The sequence below is a fragment of the Microbacterium sp. AC035 genome (genome assembly GCF_979258485.1).
The window spans coordinates 1,644,098-1,663,635 of the sequence record NZ_OZ409858.1 but is presented as its reverse complement, the minus strand read 5'-3'; the positions used below and the strand labels follow the sequence as shown (position 1 = coordinate 1,663,635).

General features: G+C 68.9%; 20 protein-coding genes and 1 tRNA gene. 14 read left to right on the top strand and 7 right to left on the bottom strand.

From position 1 onward, the window contains the following. Positions 1-46: 46 nt before the first annotated feature. Positions 47-649 (top strand): nitrobindin family protein, encoded by a 603-nt coding sequence (locus tag ACZ0AA_RS08110; protein ID WP_463512623.1) that lies wholly within the window; start codon positions 47-49, stop codon positions 647-649. 1 nt (position 650) lies between these two features. Then, positions 651-1,772, top strand: a complete 1,122-nt coding sequence (gene ygfZ, locus ACZ0AA_RS08105; RefSeq protein ID WP_463512622.1) for a CAF17-like 4Fe-4S cluster assembly/insertion protein YgfZ — start codon at positions 651-653, stop codon at positions 1,770-1,772. 24 nt (positions 1,773-1,796) lie between these two features. Here the strand turns inward: ygfZ and ACZ0AA_RS08100 are convergent, their stop codons facing one another. Further along, the gene (locus ACZ0AA_RS08100) at positions 1,797-2,621 is read right to left on the bottom strand and encodes a class I SAM-dependent methyltransferase (RefSeq protein WP_463512621.1); all 825 of its coding nucleotides are present in this window, start codon (positions 2,619-2,621) and stop codon (positions 1,797-1,799) included. 60 nt (positions 2,622-2,681) lie between these two features. Between ACZ0AA_RS08100 and ACZ0AA_RS08095 the strand changes: the two genes are divergently transcribed. Beyond that, positions 2,682-3,431 (top strand): phosphoglyceromutase, encoded by a 750-nt coding sequence (locus ACZ0AA_RS08095; RefSeq protein WP_400865498.1) that lies wholly within the window; start codon positions 2,682-2,684, stop codon positions 3,429-3,431. Between the two features lie 63 nt (positions 3,432-3,494). Here the strand turns inward: ACZ0AA_RS08095 and phoU are convergent, their stop codons facing one another. Continuing rightward, on the bottom strand, positions 3,495-4,193 hold the full coding sequence (phoU, locus tag ACZ0AA_RS08090) for a phosphate signaling complex protein PhoU (RefSeq protein ID WP_042539758.1): 699 nt from the start codon (positions 4,191-4,193) through the stop codon (positions 3,495-3,497). A 221-nt stretch (positions 4,194-4,414) separates the two neighbouring features. Between phoU and ACZ0AA_RS08085 the strand changes: the two genes are divergently transcribed. Then, positions 4,415-5,629: a sensor histidine kinase gene (locus ACZ0AA_RS08085; protein WP_400865494.1), complete on the top strand. Its 1,215-nt coding sequence runs from the start codon at positions 4,415-4,417 to the stop codon at positions 5,627-5,629. Then, the gene (locus tag ACZ0AA_RS08080; RefSeq protein WP_400865491.1) at positions 5,626-6,309 is read left to right on the top strand and encodes a response regulator; all 684 of its coding nucleotides are present in this window, start codon (positions 5,626-5,628) and stop codon (positions 6,307-6,309) included. Before ACZ0AA_RS08085 ends, ACZ0AA_RS08080 begins: the two co-directional genes overlap by 4 nt. A gap of 86 nt (positions 6,310-6,395) precedes the next feature. On the opposite strand, the gene ACZ0AA_RS08075 is transcribed toward ACZ0AA_RS08080, so the two are convergent. Next, positions 6,396-6,947: a DNA modification methylase gene (locus ACZ0AA_RS08075; RefSeq protein WP_400865488.1), complete on the bottom strand. Its 552-nt coding sequence runs from the start codon at positions 6,945-6,947 to the stop codon at positions 6,396-6,398. Positions 6,948-7,082: 135 nt separating this feature from the next. Between ACZ0AA_RS08075 and ACZ0AA_RS08070 the strand changes: the two genes are divergently transcribed. The 6 genes from ACZ0AA_RS08070 (at position 7,083) to ACZ0AA_RS08045 (ending at position 12,642) form a co-directional block, all read left to right on the top strand. Next, positions 7,083-7,565: a CarD family transcriptional regulator gene (locus tag ACZ0AA_RS08070; protein WP_042539766.1), complete on the top strand. Its 483-nt coding sequence runs from the start codon at positions 7,083-7,085 to the stop codon at positions 7,563-7,565. A 73-nt stretch (positions 7,566-7,638) separates the two neighbouring features. Continuing rightward, entirely contained in the window at positions 7,639-8,838 is a 1,200-nt protein-coding gene (gene ispD / locus ACZ0AA_RS08065) for a 2-C-methyl-D-erythritol 4-phosphate cytidylyltransferase (RefSeq protein WP_463513834.1), read from the top strand. Positions 8,839-8,920: 82 nt separating this feature from the next. Then, positions 8,921-9,511 carry a short chain dehydrogenase gene (locus tag ACZ0AA_RS08060; protein ID WP_463512620.1) on the top strand — a complete coding sequence of 197 codons (591 nt, stop codon included), beginning with the start codon at positions 8,921-8,923 and terminating at the stop codon, positions 9,509-9,511. A gap of 74 nt (positions 9,512-9,585) precedes the next feature. Further along, on the top strand, positions 9,586-10,989 hold the full coding sequence (gene cysS, locus ACZ0AA_RS08055) for a cysteine--tRNA ligase (protein ID WP_463512619.1): 1,404 nt from the start codon (positions 9,586-9,588) through the stop codon (positions 10,987-10,989). Beyond that, positions 10,982-11,989 (top strand): 23S rRNA (guanosine(2251)-2'-O)-methyltransferase RlmB, encoded by a 1,008-nt coding sequence (gene rlmB / locus ACZ0AA_RS08050; protein WP_400865479.1) that lies wholly within the window; start codon positions 10,982-10,984, stop codon positions 11,987-11,989. Before cysS ends, rlmB begins: the two co-directional genes overlap by 8 nt. 11 nt (positions 11,990-12,000) lie before the next feature. Continuing rightward, a complete protein-coding gene (locus ACZ0AA_RS08045; protein ID WP_463512618.1) occupies positions 12,001-12,642 on the top strand; it encodes an NAD(P)-dependent oxidoreductase in 642 nt (213 codons plus the stop codon). A gap of 2 nt (positions 12,643-12,644) precedes the next feature. Here the strand turns inward: ACZ0AA_RS08045 and ACZ0AA_RS08040 are convergent, their stop codons facing one another. Together ACZ0AA_RS08040 and ACZ0AA_RS08035 are read right to left on the bottom strand one after the other, a co-directional pair. Beyond that, a complete protein-coding gene (locus ACZ0AA_RS08040) occupies positions 12,645-13,949 on the bottom strand; it encodes a DUF4032 domain-containing protein (RefSeq protein WP_463512617.1) in 1,305 nt (434 codons plus the stop codon). 79 nt (positions 13,950-14,028) lie between these two features. Beyond that, entirely contained in the window at positions 14,029-15,132 is a 1,104-nt protein-coding gene (locus ACZ0AA_RS08035; RefSeq protein WP_311259627.1) for an ABC transporter ATP-binding protein, read from the bottom strand. A gap of 229 nt (positions 15,133-15,361) precedes the next feature. Between ACZ0AA_RS08035 and ACZ0AA_RS08030 the strand changes: the two genes are divergently transcribed. The 3 genes from ACZ0AA_RS08030 to ACZ0AA_RS08020 all read left to right on the top strand — a co-directional run bounded on the left by ACZ0AA_RS08030 (position 15,362) and on the right by ACZ0AA_RS08020 (position 17,527). Continuing rightward, positions 15,362-16,342, top strand: a complete 981-nt coding sequence (locus tag ACZ0AA_RS08030; RefSeq protein WP_463512616.1) for a DsbA family protein — start codon at positions 15,362-15,364, stop codon at positions 16,340-16,342. Positions 16,343-16,384: 42 nt separating this feature from the next. Further along, positions 16,385-16,457 (top strand) — tRNA-Thr (locus ACZ0AA_RS08025). A gap of 116 nt (positions 16,458-16,573) precedes the next feature. Continuing rightward, positions 16,574-17,527, top strand: a complete 954-nt coding sequence (locus tag ACZ0AA_RS08020; protein ID WP_463512615.1) for an aldo/keto reductase — start codon at positions 16,574-16,576, stop codon at positions 17,525-17,527. 28 nt (positions 17,528-17,555) lie between these two features. Here ACZ0AA_RS08020 and ACZ0AA_RS08015 read toward each other — a convergent pair whose 3' ends face one another. Next, positions 17,556-18,251 (bottom strand): response regulator, encoded by a 696-nt coding sequence (locus ACZ0AA_RS08015; protein WP_400865468.1) that lies wholly within the window; start codon positions 18,249-18,251, stop codon positions 17,556-17,558. Further along, a complete protein-coding gene (locus tag ACZ0AA_RS08010; protein ID WP_463512614.1) occupies positions 18,248-19,513 on the bottom strand; it encodes a sensor histidine kinase in 1,266 nt (421 codons plus the stop codon). The genes ACZ0AA_RS08015 and ACZ0AA_RS08010 overlap by 4 nt, the downstream gene beginning before the upstream one ends. Positions 19,514-19,538 lie beyond the last annotated feature (25 nt).

The following is a 19,538-nucleotide window of genomic DNA, read 5'->3' as shown; positions in this document are numbered from 1 at the left end:
CGGTCGTCGTGCTGCGGAATCTCTTCCGCGGCCAGCGCTGAGCATCGTGCTCGAGCTGCCCACAGACCTCCCGGCCGACCTCGTGCCGCTCTCGTGGCTGGTCGGCGTGTGGGAGGGCACCGGCGTCATCGACTATCCGGTCGGCGACGACCGCCTGCAGGGCGAGTTCACCCATCGGGTGAGCTTCAGCCATGACGGCGGACCATTCCTGAACTACTCCGCGACGGCGATCCTGGCGGGCGAAGACGGCGCCGCCTCGACCCATCTCGTCGCCGAGACCGGCTTCTGGCGTCTCTCCCGTCCGGCCTCCGATGCCGACGCCGGCCCTGCACTGCTGCCGCCGCGAGCTGAGCCGGTCGTGCGGGGTGTCGACGACGTCGAGGCCCTCCGCGCTCCGTCCGGAGGCTTCCCGATCGAGGTGTCGATCGCCCACGCCGACGGGATGCTCGAGCTGTACCTGGGCGAGATCAACGGTCCACGTATCGACATCGCCTCCGACGCCATCGTGCGCGGGGCGGGGGCCAAGGAGTACGGCGCGGCCACGCGGATTTACGGGCTGGTCGACAACCACCTCCTCTGGGCATGGGACATCGCAGCCCTCGGCACGACGATGCGGTCCCACGCCTCCGCCCGACTCGCGAAGGTCTGACATGACCGGATTCACCGACATCCCCGGCGCTGTGATCGGCGAGCACGGGATCGCCCACTTCGGTGACGCCTTCCGCGAGCAGCGTCGCCTCGCGGACGGAGCAGCTCTGGTTCCGCTCGACGACAGGACGGTCATCGAGGTCGCGGGTCCGGAACGGCTGGCGTGGCTCGATTCGATCACCTCCCAGTCGGTCGGGCGACTCGCTCCCGGTGAGAGCACGGAACTGCTGGTGCTCGACCCTCAGGGTCGCGTGGAACATGCGGCAGGGGTCGTCGACGACGGCTCGTCGACCTGGATGATCGCGGACGCCGGCGACGCGGAGGCCCTCGCGACCTGGCTGACGCGCATGAAGTTCCGCACTCAGGCGACTGTGGCGGTGCGCCCCGATCTCGCGTTGCTCGGCTTCGTCGACGGCGGTGCTGCGGCTGAGCGCGCGACCGCTGCGGCATCCGCCGCCTCCGGTGCTCCGCTGATCTGGGTCGACCCGTGGCAGCGCGTGAGCGCGGGTGGCCATCAGTACGCCGAGGTCGCCGATCACCCCGGTGCGGACCTCGCCTGGAGGGTGGCGATCGCCACGGCCGAGGCCGCCGATGCGCTCGCCGCGAGCGTGTCGTCTGAAGAGGTGGCAGGTCTCCTCGCAGCCGAGGCGCTGCGCGTCGCAGCCTGGCGTCCGCGGTGGTCGGCCGAGGTCGACGAGCGCTCGCTGCCGCACGAGTCCGACTGGATCCGCTCGGCGGTGCACCTGAACAAGGGGTGCTACCGGGGCCAGGAGACAGTGGCCAAGGTGCACAACCTCGGACACCCGCCCCGCAGACTCGCGGCGCTGCACCTCGACGGAAGCGAGGCGGTGCTGCCCGCAGTGGGCGATGCGGTCTTCGCCGGCGACGACGAGGTCGGGCACATCACCTCCGTCGCCCGACACCACGAAGACGGTCCGATCGCGCTCGCGATCCTGTCTCGTCGTGCGCCGGTGGGCGATCTCGTCGTCAGAGCGGAGGGTGCGGACATCGCCGCGACCCAGCAGGTCATCGTGCCGGCGGATGCGGGTGCCATGGCCGACATCCCGCGCCTCACCCGGCTGTCCCGTCGGCCCACCGCCCCGGATCCCCGTCAGGCGGGTTGAACCCGGTACGCCCCGCGGGGTGTGTCAGGGGAGCGGAGCCACGGCGTCCCAGGGGAGCGTGAGCTCGCCCAGTCGCCACCGGGCCTTGCCGCCCAGCACCGGCCACCCCTGATCGCGGAGCGCGACGACCGCAGCCAGGAACCGCTGCGTCGCTCCGAAGGTCGACAGCGGTGCCGCCCGGTCCCATTCGCGATCGAGTTCGACGAGCAGCGAATGTATCCGCTCGCCGGGCACGTTGCGGTGGATCAGCGCCTTCGGCAACCGCTCCGCGACGATGCTCGGATGCTCCAGGTCGGCGAGTCGGAGCGAGATCGTGAAGCGCAGAGGCGATCCTGTCGGGCCCACGTCGACCCAACTCGACACTCGGCCGATCTCGTCGCAGGTGCCCTCGACGAGCAGTCCGTCGGGAGACAGCCGGGTGGACATGGTGCGCCACGCGCTCGCGACGTCTCCCTCGTCGTACTGCCGCAGCACGTTCATCGCCCGGATCACCGCCGGCCGCCGCCCTGCCGTCAAAGGAACCTCGAACCCTCCGCGGGCGAACGACACCCGGAGGCCGGGGGAGAAGGGGGTGCGTGCGGCCTGCACCTCGGCGAGCTGGCGGTTCGCGGTGGCCACCCTCTCCGGATCGATCTCCAGACCACGCACCTCCGCGTCCGCGCGCACACGCTGCAGGCGGGTCGCGAGCTCGAACGCCGTCACGCCGCTGGCCCCGTAACCGAGGTCGATCACCAGCGGATCGTCGGCTCGGCGGAAGGCGGGGCTCGCTGCGATCCATCGATCGTTGCGGCGCAGTCGATTCGTCCCGGTGGTGCCGCGGGTCGGCCGACCGAGAGGAGATGACGCCATGCGTCAATCCTCGCAGGGCATGGGCGTGGACGCGTCGAGCTGCGCCGATAAACTGACGTCATGACTTCGAAGCGCACCCTGATCCTGCTCCGTCACGGCCGGAGCGAGTGGAACGAACTGAACCTCTTCACCGGCTGGGTGGACGTCCGCCTCAACGAGCAGGGCAAGAAGGAGGCCCAGCGCGGCGGCGAGCTGCTGGCAGAGGCCGGCATCCTCCCCGACGTGCTGCACACCTCGCTGCTCAGCCGCGCCATCCAGACCGCGAACATCGCGCTCGACGCCGCCGACCGTCTGTGGATCCCGGTGACCCGCTCGTGGCGCCTCAATGAGCGTCACTACGGCGCGCTGCAGGGCAAGGACAAGGCGCAGACCCTCGAGGAGTTCGGCCCCGAGCAGTTCCAGCTGTGGCGTCGCTCGTTCGACGTGCCGCCGCCCGTGCTCGACGACGAGAGCGAGTTCAGCCAGGTCGGTGACGTGCGTTACGCCGACATCGACGGCGAGGTGCCGCGCACAGAGTCGCTCAAGCTCGTCATCGACCGCCTGCTGCCGTACTGGGATGACGCGATCGTGCCCGACCTCGAGGCAGGCAAGACGGTTCTCGTCACCGCTCACGGCAACTCGCTGCGCGGTCTCGTGAAGCACCTCGAGGGCATCAGCGACGACGACATCGCCGAACTCAACATCCCGACCGGCATCCCGCTGGTCTACGAGCTCGACGAGAACAACGTGCCGACCGGTCCGGGCAAGTACCTCGACCCCGAGGCTGCCGCCGCCGGTGCCGCCGCTGTGGCTGCGCAGGGCAAGAAGTAGAAGAAGACGACGAAGGGGGCGGATGCTGTCAGCATCCGCCCCCTTCGTGTATCGCGTGGCGACTCAGGCGTGACCGAACTCGCGCTGCTGCTCGGCCGCGAGGGGGATGTCCTCTTCTTCGACTCGCCAGTCACCGGTCGCGAGGTACACGACCTTCTTGGCTACGGCGACCGCGTGGTCGGCGAACCGCTCGTGATAGCGGCTCGCGAGCGTGGCGTCGACCGTGGCGGTCGCTTCGCCCTTCCAGTTGTCGCTGAGCACCTTCTCGAACACGCTGGCGTGCAGCTCGTCGATGTCGTCGTCGGTGTTGCGGATCGTGTCGGCCAGGCGCAGGTCCTGGGTGCGCAGCAGCTCGGAGAGCGTGCGCGAGATCTCGACGTCGAGCTCGCCCATCTTGGTGAAGGTGCCCTTGAGGCCCTTCGGGATCGCGCGCTCCGGGAAACGGAGGCGGGCGAGCTGGGCGATGTGCTCGGACATGTCGCCCATGCGCTCGAGCGAGGCGCTGACGCGCAGCGCGATCACCACGATGCGCAGGTCGCGGGCGACGGGCTGCTGGCGGGCGAGGATCTCGATGGCCTGCTCGTCGAGCTTGACGGCGAGCTCGTCGATCTTCGCGTCGTCGGCGATGACCTCTTCGGCGAGCTCGACGTCGCTGGTGGCGAACGCACGGGTGGCCTTGTCGATCGAGACCGTGACGAGGTCGGCGATCTCCACGAGACGGGACTGCAGGTCCTCGAGGGACTGGTGGAAGACTTCGCGCATGGGGGCGCAACCTTTCATTCGGGTCTCGACTGTGGTGACAGCGCGAGACGGCTGGGTCGTCCGCGCGGGAGGAGAGGTCCGCGCTCCCGCACAGGCCCGAAAGCGATTGTCTGCTTCGAAGGTTAACGAACGGTGCCCAGCACGTGAATAGTACTTCTCCTCTTCGCGCCAGCGCAGGAGAACCCGCCGATCCGGCGGTGAACGCACTCTACGCTGGGGTTATGACCTTGCCGCAGATCGCGCTGCTCGCGTTGGCCGTCGGCCTCGTGATCGGCGTCGGACTCTCGCTCCTCGTGGCTTGGGCGTACCGGGCCAGGGCCAGGGTCGCCGACGAGACGTCACTGGCCGTTCCGGCCGGCGTCACAGCGGTGCTGGGCAGCATGGACGACGCGGCGTGCGTGGTCGATTCCTCCGGACTCGTGCTGGCCGTCTCCAAGGCGGCCACGCGATTCGGCATCGAGGTGGGAGCACCGCTCGAGAACCCCGAGCTGCGTCAGCTCGTGCGGGGAGGGCGGAATGAGGGCAGCTCGGCGACCGAGTCCCTGCGCATCACTCGCGGCGGGCTCAGCCTCGACCCGCGGCTGGTGTCGGCTCGCGCGAGCGCGATCAGCCCCCGCATGACGCTGCTGATCATCCGTGACGTCACCGAACAGGAGCGTCTCGACCAGATGCGCCGCGATTTCGTCGCCAACACCAGCCACGAGCTCAAGACTCCCGTCGGGGCGGTCACCCTGCTGGCAGAGGCCATCGAGTCCGCGGCGGACGACCCCGCGCAGGTGCGCCACTTCGCCACTCGGATCTCCGCCGAGGCAGCCCGTCTCGGGCAGCTGACCGGGCGCATCATGAGTCTGTCGAGGCTCCAGACCGACGATGCGCTGTCGGACGTGCGGCCCGTGTCGATCGACGAGGTGCTGGCGACCGCCCTCGAGGCGCACGTCGTGCAGGCCGACTCGGCGGGCGTCGAGCTCGCTCGCGGAGGCGACAGGGGAGTCTGGGTGCGCGGTGACTCGCAGATCCTGATCGAGGCATTCGGCAACCTCATCGCCAACGCGATCGTGTACTCCCCGAAGGGATCGCGAGTCGGCATCGGAGTGAAGGCCGACGACGGGGTCGTCGAGGTCGCGGTGTCCGACCAGGGCATCGGCATCGCGGAGGCGGACCGAGAGCGCATCTTCGAACGCTTCTACCGCGCAGACGAGGCGAGGTCGCGGCGCACCGGCGGAACCGGACTCGGACTCTCGATCGTCAAGCACGCCACGCAGCGCCACGGCGGCGAGGTGCGCCTCTGGTCGCGACCAGGACGAGGATCCACCTTCACCATCAGGCTTCCTACGATCGATGCTCCCCCGAGCATCGACAGGGACAAGAAGAACAAGAAGCGCGAGCGCAAGGCGGCCAAGGCCGCGGCTCGCGTCCGAAACGGAGAGAACGCATGACCCGCATCCTTCTCGTCGAAGACGAGCCCGACCTCGCCGACCCGCTCGCCTATCTGCTGCGCCGAGAGGGGTTCGAGGTCGAGATCGCCGAGGACGGACCCGGCGCGCTGACCGCCTTCCGAGAGCGCGGCGCCGACGTCGTGCTGCTCGACCTGATGCTGCCGGGGATGCCAGGCACCGAGGTGTGCCGGCAGATCCGCTCGACCTCCGCCGTGCCGATCATCATGGTCACGGCGAAGGACTCGGAGGTGGACATCGTCGTCGGGCTCGAGCTCGGCGCCGACGACTACGTCACCAAGCCGTATTCGTCGCGGGAGCTGCTGGCCCGGATGCGGGCGGTGCTGCGCCGTGTGGTCCAGGCCGACAGCGAGCTCGATGAGCGCGTGCTCGACGGCGGTCGCGTCTCACTCGACATCGACCGCCACACGGTCTCGGTCGCGGGCCAGCAGATCAACATGCCGCTGAAGGAGTTCGAGCTGCTCGAGGTGCTCATGCGCAACTCGGGTCGAGTGCTCACGCGCGGCCAGCTCATCGACCGGGTGTGGGGCAGCGACTACTTCGGCGACACCAAGACGCTCGACGTGCACATCAAGCGGATCCGCTCCCGGATCGAGGAGAACCCCGGGGAGCCGGTCATGCTCGTCACCGTCCGTGGCCTCGGGTACCGCTTCGAAGGCTGAACGCGAACGCGGCGCGCGCCGCCGCCGCACGGAAGAGGCCGTCACCCCCGGGGGTGACGGCCTCTTTCTTCAGCGTGTGCGCCGGATCACTCCTGCGGAGCGGGGGCGGCCGTGTCGGACGGAACCGGCTCAGGCGTCGGGGTGGACTTCCCGGGCTCTGGCTCGGACTCGGCGGCGGGCACCAGGTCGGCGTAGTAGGGCAGCGAGCCGTCGAGCACGGGGACCTCGGTCTTGGTTCCGGCGCCGTCACCCGACTGGAAGTGGATCTCGATCGTCGCACCGGGAAGCGTGTCGAGGTCGTCGATGCGCAGCGGCTCCTCGTCGGCGCCGAAGCTGACGGTCTTGCCCGCGGGCACTGAAACGGTGAACGGGTCGAGCCCGTCGATCGTCATCGTGAGGGTCGCCTTCTCCGTGGTCGGGTTCACGACGGCGGCGACGAAGTTGCCGACCGAGCCGTCTTCGTTCGCGACGATGAACGCATTGCGCACGTCGATCGGGCCGTCCGAGTCCGAGACGTTGACGCCGTCCGAGGCCGAGTACTGGACCTCCGTCGACTGCGGCGTAATGAACGTGCAGCCGGTCGCGCCGAGAAGAACGAGGGCGCTGATGGCGGCAGACGCAACAAGGCGCGATTTCACGGGTCCTCCTGAGGTCCGACGGGATATCCGCATCCATTCTATGCGCATGCGGGGTGCCGCCTGAGGACGTGGAGGCGCGAACCTTAGCGCATTCTCCCTGTGGTATCCTTGAGGTTGCCGAAAGGACAAGTTTTTATGCTTTTTGAGGTTGGCGAAACTGTCGTCTATCCGCACCATGGCGCTGCGACCATCATCGAGGTCAAGGAGCGCATCATCAAGGGTGAGGCGAAGAAATACCTGAAGCTCAACGTCACCCAGGGGGACCTCATCATCGAGGTGCCCGCTGAGAACGTCGATCTCGTCGGGGTCCGCGATGTCATCGGACGAGAGGGCCTCGACGCTGTGTTCGAGGTGCTTCGTGCGCCGTTCACCGAAGAGCCGACCAACTGGTCGCGTCGTTACAAGGCGAACCTCGAGAAGCTCGCCTCCGGCGATGTCATCAAGGTGAGCGAGGTCGTGCGCGACCTGTGGCGTCGGGACCAGGACCGCGGGCTGTCCGCAGGTGAGAAGCGGATGCTGGCCAAGGCGCGTCAGATCCTCATCTCCGAGCTCGCGCTCGCTGAGAAGACCGACGAGGACAAGGCGAGCGCACTGCTCGACGAGGTTCTCGCGTCCTGAGTGGATCGAGAGAAGGCGGGTGCTTCGGCATCCGCCTTTTTTCGTGGGCGCCGGTAACGTGAACCTGGTGAGCATGCTTCCCGTCCCTGACACCGCGATCATCGTCGTCGCCGCCGGTTCCGGCACCAGATTGGACGCCGGCGCGCCCAAGGCGTTCGTCGGCATCGACACGCATTCGATCCTCCGCCACGCGCTGGACGGCGTGTTCGCCGCATCCCCCGCCCAGGTCATCGTCGTCGCCCCTGTCGGATTCGAGGGTGACGCCGAGACCGAGCTGCGCGCGGCCGCCGGCGACCGAGCCGATCTCTGCAGGGTCGTGACGGGCGGGGACACGCGCCAGGAGTCGGTCGCCGCCGGCCTCGCGGCGCTCTGGGGCGATGTCACGAGAGTGCTCGTGCACGACGCGGCACGCGCGCTGACGCCCCCGGAGATCATCGATGCGGTGGCGCAGGCCGTCGACGGCGAGAGCGGGGTGATCCCGACGCTGCCGGTCGTCGACACGCTCAAGCGGGTCGACGGGGATGCGGTCATCGCGCCGGTGGATCGCTCCGAGCTCGCCGCGGCGCAGACGCCTCAGGGGTTCCCGCGTGCTCTGCTCGAGGCCGCATACGACGCGGCTGCGGCCTCGGCCATCGAGTACACCGACGATGCGGCGCTGTTCGCGGCCGCCGGGCATCTCGTTCGACAGATCTCCGGCTCCCCTCGAGGATTCAAGATCACCACACCCGCAGACCTCGAGCGCGCCCGCCATCTGCTGACCGCCGTGCCCGCGCCGGTCGCCGTGCCGGAACCGACGTGGTCCGGCCCCAGGGTGGGACTCGGCACGGACGTGCACGCGTTCGGCGGCGACGGCAACCTGTGGTTGGCCGGCATCGAGTGGCCCGGCGAGCGAGCCCTCTCCGGTCATTCCGACGGTGACGCCGTGGCCCACGCGATGGTCGACGCTCTGCTGGGAGCCGCGGGGCTCGGCGACATCGGCGAGCACTTCGGCACCGCGCACCCCGAGTACGCCGGCGCCCATGCAGACGTCTTCCTCGCCCGCACCCGCGAGATTCTGGCCGAGGCGGGCTATGCGATCGGCAACGTGTCGGTGCAGTTCCAGGGCAATCGACCGCGCTTCAGCGGTCGCCGCGCAGAGGCTGAGCGGGTGCTGTCAGCGGCGCTCGGCGGCGCGCCGGTCTCGGTCACGGCCACCACCACCGACGGCTTGGGTTTCCCCGGTCGGGGCGAGGGCATCGCGGTGACGGCGGTCGCCATGGTCCATCCGGGCTGACCCGATACCGGGGAATGCGTCGGCATCCGCCGTCGTTGTCGGACATCGTCGTGCGGTTTTCGCATGCGGAGAAGGAGACGTCATGAGAATCCTCGTCATCGGAGCCGGCGGACAGGTCGGACGAACCGCCGTCGACGCGCTGGACGGTCATGAGATCGTCGCCGCGTCGCGCAGCAGCGAGCCCTCGGTGGACATCACGGACCCGGCCTCGATCGAGCGCCTGTTCGCGGCTGTCGGCCAGGTCGACGCGGTGGTCGTCGCCGTGGGGGAGGTTCCCTTCCGGCCGCTCGACGAGCTGACGCGGGACGACTACGAGTCCGCTTTCCGAGGCAAGGTGCTGTCGCAGCTCGACGTGGTGCGCATCGGCACCCCCTTCGTGCGCGACGGCGGTTCGATCACCCTGACCTCCGGCATCCTCGCGCGTGAGCCCATCGCGACCGGCGCGGCCGCGTCGTTCGCGAACGGCGCTGTCGAGTCCTTCGTGCTCGCGGCGGCCACCGCGCTGCCGCGCGGCATCCGCATCAACGCCGTGAGCCCGTCGGTGCTCGAGGATGCGCCGTCGTATCACTCGTCGTTCCCCGGCTTCGTTCCCGTGTCGTCGCATCGCGTCGGACAGGCATACGCGAAGAGCGTGCGGGGAGTGCAGACCGGGCGCGTGTTCCCCGTCGACTGACAGTCGGCGAGGCGGGTCGTGGGGCACGGGGTCACACCCAGTCAACGTGATCGGCCGCCCGGTAAGCTTGTGCGGTGACTCTCCGCCTCTACGACACCCGCGCACAGCAGCTGCGCGACTTCGTGCCTCTCGATCCCGAGAACGTCACGATGTACGTCTGCGGACCCACCGTGCAGTCCGGCCCCCACATCGGGCACGTCCGCGCAGCTCTGAGCTTCGATCTGCTGCGCCGCTGGCTGACGCACCGGTATGGCCGGGTCACCTTCGTGCGCAACGTCACGGACATCGACGACAAGGTGCTCGCGAACGCGACCGACGTCGAGCCCTGGTGGGCTCTGGCCTACCGCATGGAGCAGGAGTTCACCGCGGCGTATGCCGGGATCGGCATCCTCACGCCGACGTACGAGCCCCGCGCGACCGCATCGGTTCCGCAGATGCAGGAGCTCATCACCACGCTCATCGAGCGCGGACACGCATACCCCGCGCCCGACGGCTCGGGCGACGTCTACTTCGACGTGCGCTCGTGGGCCGACTACGGATCGCTGACGAACCAGTCGGTCGACGCGATGGAGGCGGCGGAGGATGCCGACCCTCGTGGCAAGCGCAACCCGCAGGACTTCGCGCTCTGGAAGGGCTCCAAGCCCGATGAGCAGGCGGATGCCACCTGGCAGTCGCCCTGGGGAGCGGGTCGCCCCGGCTGGCACATCGAGTGCTCGGCGATGTCGAAGCGCTACCTCGGCCCCGAGTTCGACATCCACGGCGGAGGCCTCGACCTGCGCTTCCCCCACCACGAGAACGAGCTCGCCCAGTCGACCGCGGCTGGTGACGGCTTCGCGCGGTACTGGGTGCACAACGGTCTCGTGACAGTCGGCGGACAGAAGATGTCCAAGTCGCTCGGCAACTTCACTCTCGCGTCCGAAGTGCTCGCAGAGCACGATCCGCAGGTGGTGCGCTACGCGCTCGCCGCGGCGCACTACCGGTCGAGCCTCGACCTCTCGGAGTCGTCGTGGGCGGAGGCGGAGGCGGCGCTCGGGCGCATCCGCACATTCGTCGAGCGCGCCGAGCGCATGCTTCCGAAGACGTTCGGCTGGGCCGAACGCCCACCGCTGCCCGACGCGTTCGTCGCGGCGATGGATGACGACCTCGGCATCCCGCAGGCTCTCGGAGTCGTGCACGAGACCGTGCGCGCCGGCAACGCGGCGCTCGACGCCGGTGACCTCGACGAGGCCGCGGTCGCGAGGCACGAGGTGCTCGCCATGCTCGACGTGCTCGGGATCGACCGCGTCGGTGCGGCATCGGGTGGCGGTGCGCAGGCATCCGCGCTCGACGCCCTGGTGCAGACGATGATCACCCAGCGGGCGCAGGCGCGCGCTGACAAAGACTGGGCGGCGGCCGATCGCATCCGTGATGCGATCGCCGCCGCAGGAATCACGCTGGAGGACTCTCCGGCCGGAACTCATTGGAGTATCGATGGCTAAGCCACAGCGCCCCGGCGCAAGCAACGGCAAGAAGAAGGGCCCCACCAAGGGCACCGGCGGACTCGGACGCAAGTCGCTCGAGGGCCGCGGGCCGACCCCGAAGGCGGAGGACCGAGCCTGGCACCCCGCGGGCAAGCGCAAGGCGGCAGCCGAGCGCTACGCGGCCTCAGGCGGGAAGGGCAAGCCGGGGCAGCGTCAGAGCGCCGGCGGCAACCCGAACCGCTCTGCGCGCGCCAAGGACAACACCACCGAGGTCGAGGTCGTCACCGGCCGCAACTCGGTGCTCGAGGCGCTTCGGGCGAAGATCCCCGCGTCGGCGTTCTACATCGCGCAGCGCGTCGAGATGGACGACCGCGTGAAGGAGATGCTGTCGCTCGCGACCAACCGCGGCATCCCGGTGCTCGAGGTCACGCGTCAGGAGCTCGACCGCATGGCCGGGTACGACGGCGTGCACCAGGGCGTCGCCGTCAAGGTGCCGCCGTACGAGTACGCACACCCGCAGGATCTTCTCGAGGCCGTCATCGATCGTGGCGAGGTGCCGCTGTTCGTGGCTCTCGACGGCATCACCGACCCGCGCAACCTCGGTGCGATCATCCGCTCGACCGGCGCCTTCGGCGGCCACGGCATCATCCTGCCGCAGCGCCGCTCGGCCGGTGTGAACTCGGCGGCCTGGAAGACCAGCGCCGGTGCCGCCGCTCGCGTTCCCGTCGCGCTCGCGACGAACCTCACCACGCAGCTCAAGGAATTCAAGAAGCAGGGCGTCTTCGTGCTCGGCCTCGACGGTGGCGGCGACGTGCTGCTGCCCGAGCTGGAGTTGGCCGACCGCCCGGTCGTGATCGTCACCGGCTCCGAGGGCAAGGGGCTGTCGCGCCTCGTCGCCGAGACCTGCGACCAGATCGTCTCCATCCCGATCTCGGCCGTGACCGAGTCGCTCAACGCCGGCATCGCGACCTCGGTCGCGCTGTACCAGGTCTCGACCACCCGCAACGCGAAGAAGTAGGGGAGCAGCACATGGCTCGCATCGTCGTCCTCGGAGGAACAGGCTACGCCGGCCGCCACATCGTCTCAGAGGCGGTGAACCGCGGGCATGAGGTGATCGCGATCTCGCGCAGCACTCCTGCGGATGCGGTCGAGGGCGCCTCGTACGTGCAGGGATCCGCGCTCGAGATCTCGTCGCTCGCGAGCGCGTTCGACGGTGCGGATGCCGTGGTCTCGGCCCTCTCGCCGCGTGGGGACATGACCGACCGCGTGCTCGACGCGCTGACGAACGTCATCACGGAGCTCGCAGACACCAGCACTCGCCTGGGCGTCGTAGGCGGCGCAGGCGGGAGTCTGGTGGCGCCGGAGGGGCCGCGGCTCTTCGACCTGGACTTCCCCGAGGAGTACAAGCACGAGGCGCAGGTCGGCATCGACTCGCTCGCCCTGCTCGAGAGCACCGACGAGACGCTCGACTGGTTCTTCATCCACCCGGCCGAGGTCTTCGGACCCTGGGCCGAGGGGGAGCGGACGGGCCACTACCGTGACGGCGGCGACGTGCTCGTGCGGGATGCCGACGGAAAGTCCTTCATCTCGGGGGCCGACTTCGCTGTCGCCGTGATCGACGAGATCGAGCGCCCGGCGCACCGCCGCGGCCGCTTCACCGTCGGCTACTGACGTCAGACGAGGTCGCGCCAATCGACCTCGTCGTCGTCGTCGGTGATCGGATTCGAGCCGGTCACCACGGGCAGGCTCATTGTCTCGGTGGGCGGGCCCATGATGGTGGCCTCGTCGCGACGATGCCGCAGCACTTCGTTGATGTAGCTCGTCAGCACCTCGGCGAGGGGAACAGAGCGTCCCTGGGCCTGTGACAGGTACCACCGGTGCTCGAGCACCTGGTGGAATACCTCGGCGGGTTCGAGCTTCGCACGCAGTTCCCACGGAATCGCGCGCACCACGGGCTCGAACACCCGGGTCAGCCATTCGTGGGCGTACATCTCTTCATCGGCCCACTGTTTGGTCGAGCGCGCACGGAACTCGTCGAGGTCGTTGAGCAGGCGTCGCGCCTGATTCTCTTCGACATCGAGGCCGGTCAGACGGATCAGGCGACGCTGGTGGTGCCCGGCATCCACGACCTTGGGCTGGATCTCGACGACGGTGCCGTCAGAGGTCGTCGACATCGACATCTCATCGATGTCGAAGCCGAGAGCGTTCAGGCGCTCGACGCGCTCGGTGATGCGCCAGGTCTCGGAGACGTCGAAGGACTCCTGCGCCGTCAGCTCGGCCCACAGCGAGCGGTACGACGAGACGATCCCGTCGGCGATGGCGACCGCGTCGACGCCGTGCTCCAGCCGTCCGCCCGCGGCGAGGTCCATGATCTCGCCGGCGATGTTGGTGCGGGCGAGATCGAGGTCGTAGGCGCGCTGACCGTCGGTCAGGCCCTCCTCATGGAGTTCGCCCGTCTCGGCGTCGACCAGGTAGGCGGCGAAGGCACCGGCGTCTCGACGGAAGAGCGTGTTCGAGAGCGAGACGTCTCCCCAGTAGAAGCCGACGTTGTGCAGACGCACCAGGAGCACCGCGAGCGCATCGACCAGCCGATTCGCGGTGTCGGGTCGCAGCACCCGTGTGAAGAGCGCGCGGTAGGGCATGGAGAACCGCAGGTGCGACGTGACGAGGGCGGCAGCGAGTGGCTCGCCGGCGGCATCCGAGCGTCCGGCGATCACGGCGACCCGGTCGACGCAGGGCACGTCGAGTCTGGCGAGGTTGCCGAGCATCTCGTACTCGCGCTTCGCCATCTCGTCGGTGGTCTCTTTGACGGCGACGACCTGGCCCGACAGATCGGCGAACCGCACCAGGTGGCGCGAGAGGCCTTTCGGAAGCGAGACGATCAGCTCGGACGGCCACTTGGCGAGCGGTGTCGACCAGGGGAGTGCGAGCAGCCCGGGGTCGATCGAGCTCGCGGTGATCCGCAGCGCATCCTGCATGTCTCTCCAGTCGGTGGGGCGGAAAAGAAGACGCGGCGCGGGCGACCGAAGTCAGCCCGCGCCGCGTCTGTCGATCCGATCAGGCGGAGACGATCGGCTTGTCGTTCAGGCGGACACCCGACTCGATGTCGAACGCGTGCACGTGGCCTGCGTTCGCAGCGAGGGTGACGGTCTCACCCGCGTTGGGGTGGCTGCGACCGTCGACACGGGCGACCAGGTCGGCGCGCTTGCCGTTGATCTCGGTGTGACCGTAGAGGTAGCCGTCGGCGCCGAGCTCCTCGACGAGGTCGACGACGACCGAGAGGCCCTTGCCGTCGGCGGGGCCGACGGTGATGTCCTCGGGGCGCACGCCCACGGTGACCTGCGAGCCGTTGGCACGGCCGACCGTGTCGCGGTCGAGCGGGACGACCTCGGTGCCGAACCGCACGCCGCCCTCAGCCAGGTCTGCGCTGAACAGGTTCATGGCGGGCGAGCCGATGAAGCCTGCGACGAACACGTTCTCGGGCTTCTCGTACAGGTCGCGCGGCGTTCCGACCTGCTGGAGCAGGCCGTCCTTGAGCACGGCGATGCGGTCGCCCATGGTGAGCGCCTCGGTCTGGTCGTGCGTGACGTAGACCGTGGTGACGCCGAGACGACGCTGCAGCGACGCGATCTGCGTACGCGTCTGGACGCGGAGCTTGGCGTCGAGGTTCGACAGCGGCTCGTCCATGAGGAAGACCTGGGGCTGACGGACGATCGCGCGGCCCATGGCGACACGCTGACGCTGACCGCCCGAGAGCGCCTTCGGCTTGCGGGTCAGGTACTCCTCGAGGTCGAGGAGCTTCGCGGCCTCGAGCACGCGGGTCGCGCGCTCTTCCTTGCCGATGCCGGCGATCTTGAGCGCGAAGCCCATGTTCTCGGCGACCGTCATGTGCGGGTACAGCGCGTAGTTCTGGAACACCATCGCGATGTCGCGGTCCTTCGGCGGCACGTCGGTGACGTCGCGGTCACCGATCAGGATGCGGCCGGCGTTGACCTCTTCGAGGCCGGCGAGCATGCGGAGCGACGTGGACTTTCCGCAGCCGGACGGGCCGACGAGGACGAGGAATTCGCCGTCGGCGACCTCGAGGTTGAGCTTGTCGACAGCCGGGCGGGTTCCGCCCGGGTAGAGGCGGGTGGCCTCGTCGAAAGTCACAGATGCCATTGTGTTTCTCCTTCACCGGCAGGTACGTGCCGGACGATCCGTAGTGATAGAGCGGCGGAGCTATCCACCGTGACCCCTCATCGGGTCGGAATCAGTATGGCAGAACCCGGTCCATCTGGGTATTTCTCAGCCTGGCTGGTTAACATCGATCTCGGCCGCCTTTCGCGGCGTTCGCCGCCCGAGTGGCGTCCGGGGCCACCCTGCCCCCCTGAGACTGTCTAGAGGAACGATGTCGAGCGACGAGACGCCGAACGTCCCCAGCCCTCGCAATACGCGTGAGGCTGTGCGGGAGAAGGCCCAGAAGGTGCACGCCCAGCAGTCGAGGGCGCGTGTGATGCGACGGATCATCCTCGGCGCCGTCGCCGTGGTCGCCGTGGGCGCCATCGGCACCGCCATCACCCTCGCCGTCTCGGCGCAGGTGTCGAAGCCTCAGCTCACTCCCGGCGGCATGAACGACGACGGCATCCTCGTCTCGGACATCAGCGCGTCCGCGATGGCGGACGAGACGGTCGCACCCCCGACCCCGTCGGAGACCGAAGCGGGCGGAGCGGCGACGCCGACTCCCGAGCCGACGACGTCGAGCACGGTCGACATCCACATCTACGTCGACTACCTGTCGCCGGATGCCGGCGAGTTCGAGCGTGCGAACGCACGTCAGCTCGTCAACTGGATCTCCGAAGGGGCGGCGACCGTCACGTACCACCCGGTCGCGCTGCTCACCGCGAGCTCGAACGGCACCAAGTACTCGCTGCGCTCGGCGGCGGCTGCGGCCTGCGTCGCGACGCACTCGCCCGCGCAGTTCTACGCGTTCAACCACGACCTGCTCGACGACCAGCCTGAGGTGAACACCGACGGCTTCTCGGATGCGCAGCTGGCCGACATCGCCGGTGCGGTCGGCTCGGACAACGTGAAGAGCGTCCGGTCGTGCATCGAGGACCAGGACTACGTCACCTGGGCGAAGGAAGCCACGTCGCGTGCTCTCGAGGGTCCGCTCGTCGGGTCCGATGACCTCGTGCTCACCGCTGCCCCCATGATCGTCGTGAACGGCGAGGCCTACGTCGGTGCGCTCGACGACCCGAGCGAGTTCTCGCAGTTCGTGCTCACCGTCGCCAGCGACGCCTACTACGCCACGGAGACCCCGAGCCCCAGCCCGACCCCGACTCCCACCGAGACCACGGAGCCTGCTCCCTCGGAGACTCCCGCCGCGTAGTTCGTCGGCCCCCGCCGACCATCGCTAAGCTGGGAGGCATCCGCCGACTTGGCGCAATTGGTAGCGCACCGTACTTGTAATACGGGGGTTGCAGGTTCAAGTCCTGTAGTCGGCACACACGAATGGAGGCCCGCGTCCCCACTGGAAACAGGGGAGCGCGGGCCTTCGTCATGTTCACGCAGATGACGTCACACGGGAAATAGTGCGAGCGGGTCGCGGGTTGTCCCGAGTATGACTCGTATCGGAAACAGTGATCTTGACGTCTTCCCCCTCTCGCTCGGCGGCAATGTGTTCGGCTGGACGGCCGACCGCGACGCATCGTTCGCGGTGCTCGACGCGTTCGTCGAAGGCGGCGGCGACTTCATCGACACGGCAGACGGCTACAGCGCGTGGGTGCCCGGCAACTCGGGCGGCGAGAGCGAGACGATCATCGGCGAGTGGCTCGCGTCTCGCAGACCGGAGAGTGTCGTCGTCGCGACCAAGGTGAGCCAGCATCCGGACTTCAAGGGTCTCTCGGCGACCAACGTGCGCAAGGCCGCCGAGGCCTCTCTCGCGCGCTTGGGCGTCGACACGATCGACCTCTACTACGCGCACTTCGACGACGAGACCGTTCCGCTGGAGGAGACGGTCGCGGCCTTCGGCGAACTCGTCTCGGACGGACTCGTGCGCCACGTCGCGGTCTCGAACTACACGGCGGAGCGCATCCGCGAATGGATCGAGATCGCGGGCCGCACGGGCGTCGCCCTGCCCGTCGCCGTGCAGCCCCACTACAACCTCGTGCACCGCAATGACGTCGAGGAGACGATCATTCCCGTCGCCGAGGAGTTCGGCCTCAGCCTCGTGCCCTATTACTCGCTGGCCAGCGGCTTCCTCACCGGCAAGTACCGTTCGGTGGACACCGAGGGGCAGACGTCTCCGCGTGCCTCCGGTGCGGCGAAGTACGCCACCGAGGCCGGGCTGCGGATCATCGACTCCCTCGAGGAGATCGGTGACGCGCACGGTGCCTCGATCCCTGCGACCTCGTTGGCGTGGCTGCGCGCCCAGCCGACGGTCGCCGCCCCCATCGCGAGCGCCCGCACGGTCGAGCAGGTTCCCGATCTCCTCGCCGGCGCGCGTCTCGAGCTGACGCCCGACGAGGTCGACGCGCTGAACCGCGTCTCGGAATGGACCCCGGCGAAGGCCTGATACCGCTCGCTCTGCCCTCCGCCCCGACCTAGGGGCCGGAGGGCGGAGCGTCGTCGTCGACGAGACCGAGTCGATGCGCCAGGATCACCAGGTGTATGCGGTCGCGGGATCCGAGCTTCGAGAGGATCCTGCCCACGTGCGTCTTGACGGTGGATTCGCTGACGAACAGCGCCTGGGCGATCTCTGCGTTGGTGAGCCCGCGGGCGATCTCGACGAACACGTCGCGTTCGCGGTCGGTGAGCTCAGCCGTGACGTCATCGATCGCCGGGGGCTGCGGTGCGTGCGTCGCGCCGAGCGTCGGCGTCACATGCTCCAACAGCATCCGAGTGATCCGGGGCGAGAGCGCGGCATCGCCCCTGTGGATGGCGCGGATCGCCGCGATCATCTCGTGACGCTGAGCGTCCTTCAGCAGGAACCCGCTCGCTCCGGCGCGGATCGCACCGAAGGCGTATTCGTCGAGATCGAACGTCGTCAGCACCAGGACTCGGGTGTGCGGGTGCTCGCGCACGATGGCCTCGGTCGCGGCGATCCCGTCGAGCCCCGGCATCCGGATGTCCATCAGCACGAGGTCGGGGCGCAGCTCGGCCGCCTGGGCGATCGCGTCGTGCCCGTCTGCGGCTTCGCCGACCACGACCATATCGGCCTCGGCATCGAGCACCATCCGGAAACCGACGCGGATGAGGGCCTGGTCGTCGACGAGGAGGAGTCTGATCGGGTCGGTCATGGTCGTTCCTTCGTTTCGCGGTCCGATGGATCGGATGCTGTGACCGGAAGCTCGGCGCGGAGCGTCCACCGCCCGCCGTCGACGGGTGCGGAGGCGATGGTTCCCCCCGAGTGCGCTGCGCGCTCGGCGAGACCGCGCAAGCCGAAACCCGATGTGCCGACGGGGCCGGTGACGCCGTCGTTCACGATCTCGATGTCCACCGCATCCGTGGTCTGCACGATCCGGACGTCGATCGACGTCGCAGCCGGTGCATGCCTCATGGCGTTCGTGACGCCCTCTTGAACGATGCGCCCGACCGCGTGCGCGAGGGTGGGGGAGAGCGGAGCGCCCCCGGTGATCGAGAGAGACACCGGAAACCCGGCCCGCTGCGCCTGTGCGACGGTCTCCTGAGGGGGCGTCGGCTCGAGGGGAGCGAGAGGAAGCGGTGAATCGTCGGCTCTGAGGACGCCCAGCATCGCGCGCATCTCCGTGAGTGCGCTGCGCGCCGTCTCCGCGGCGGAGGACGCCGCTGATCGAGCCTGCTCCGGGTTCGGCGTCGCGGCCGCGCCCTCGGACAGCGCGACGATCACGGTGAGCGAGTGCGAGACGATGTCGTGCATCTCGCGCGCGATACGGGCGCGCTCGCCGGCTGCGGCGAGCTGCGCCTGCTGATCCCGTTCGACGAGCAGCTGACGTGAGCGGTCGATCACGGCGGCGAGGTAGCGCTTGCGCCCGCCGACGTTCACACCGATGAGAGTGCCGATCAGCCCGAGGACCAGCGACATGATCACGGCGTTCGCCGCGATCTGCAGAGTGATGACCCCCGCGAGCATCAGCAGGCCGCCGAGCGCGGCGAGCGAGGCGAGGGCGATGCCGAATGCGGTCCACGCGGCTCGCGACGAACGGTAGACCGCGAGGGAGTAGCAGGTGACCAGCAGCAGCGGCGAGCCGATCGGCTGCAGCGCGAAGAGGAACCCGGCCTCGAGTGCGAAAGTGGCGACGAACGGCACGAGCGGACGTCGGCGCCGCCACATCAGCGTCGCGCAGGCGGCGACGACGGACGCGGGTACCAGGATGGCCATCCCGATGGCGAGTGGCATCGGAAGGTCACGGGTGATGACCCCGGCCGGGACGAGCGAGAGGAGAAGACACACCAGGGCGATCAGGACGTCGGCGACCACCGGATGACGCGCCCAGAAACGACGAAGGACGCCCGGTGGACGCGGCAGCCGCAGCCCCTCGTCCTCGCGGACTGAGGTGCTGCGGCTGCGCGTGGGGGTCACCGGGCGACTCTACGCGTGTTGTTCG

Excerpts from the sequence above, each read along its gene's own strand:
- ygfZ (WP_463512622.1), top strand. The coding sequence starts at position 651 with ATGACCGGATTCACCGACATCCCCGGCGCTGTGATCGGCGAGCACGGG.
- ACZ0AA_RS08100 (WP_463512621.1), bottom strand. The coding sequence starts at position 2,621 with ATGGCGTCATCTCCTCTCGGTCGGCCGACCCGCGGCACCACCGGGACG.
- ACZ0AA_RS08095 (WP_400865498.1), top strand. The coding sequence starts at position 2,682 with ATGACTTCGAAGCGCACCCTGATCCTGCTCCGTCACGGCCGGAGCGAG.
- phoU (WP_042539758.1), bottom strand. The coding sequence starts at position 4,193 with ATGCGCGAAGTCTTCCACCAGTCCCTCGAGGACCTGCAGTCCCGTCTC.
- ACZ0AA_RS08085 (WP_400865494.1), top strand. The coding sequence starts at position 4,415 with ATGACCTTGCCGCAGATCGCGCTGCTCGCGTTGGCCGTCGGCCTCGTG.
- ACZ0AA_RS08080 (WP_400865491.1), top strand. The coding sequence starts at position 5,626 with ATGACCCGCATCCTTCTCGTCGAAGACGAGCCCGACCTCGCCGACCCG.
- ACZ0AA_RS08070 (WP_042539766.1), top strand. The coding sequence starts at position 7,083 with ATGCTTTTTGAGGTTGGCGAAACTGTCGTCTATCCGCACCATGGCGCT.
- ispD (WP_463513834.1), top strand. The coding sequence starts at position 7,639 with ATGCTTCCCGTCCCTGACACCGCGATCATCGTCGTCGCCGCCGGTTCC.
- ACZ0AA_RS08060 (WP_463512620.1), top strand. The coding sequence starts at position 8,921 with ATGAGAATCCTCGTCATCGGAGCCGGCGGACAGGTCGGACGAACCGCC.
- rlmB (WP_400865479.1), top strand. The coding sequence starts at position 10,982 with ATGGCTAAGCCACAGCGCCCCGGCGCAAGCAACGGCAAGAAGAAGGGC.
- ACZ0AA_RS08045 (WP_463512618.1), top strand. The coding sequence starts at position 12,001 with ATGGCTCGCATCGTCGTCCTCGGAGGAACAGGCTACGCCGGCCGCCAC.
- ACZ0AA_RS08040 (WP_463512617.1), bottom strand. The coding sequence starts at position 13,949 with ATGCAGGATGCGCTGCGGATCACCGCGAGCTCGATCGACCCCGGGCTG.
- ACZ0AA_RS08035 (WP_311259627.1), bottom strand. The coding sequence starts at position 15,132 with ATGGCATCTGTGACTTTCGACGAGGCCACCCGCCTCTACCCGGGCGGA.
- ACZ0AA_RS08030 (WP_463512616.1), top strand. The coding sequence starts at position 15,362 with ATGTCGAGCGACGAGACGCCGAACGTCCCCAGCCCTCGCAATACGCGT.
- ACZ0AA_RS08020 (WP_463512615.1), top strand. The coding sequence starts at position 16,574 with ATGACTCGTATCGGAAACAGTGATCTTGACGTCTTCCCCCTCTCGCTC.
- ACZ0AA_RS08015 (WP_400865468.1), bottom strand. The coding sequence starts at position 18,251 with ATGACCGACCCGATCAGACTCCTCCTCGTCGACGACCAGGCCCTCATC.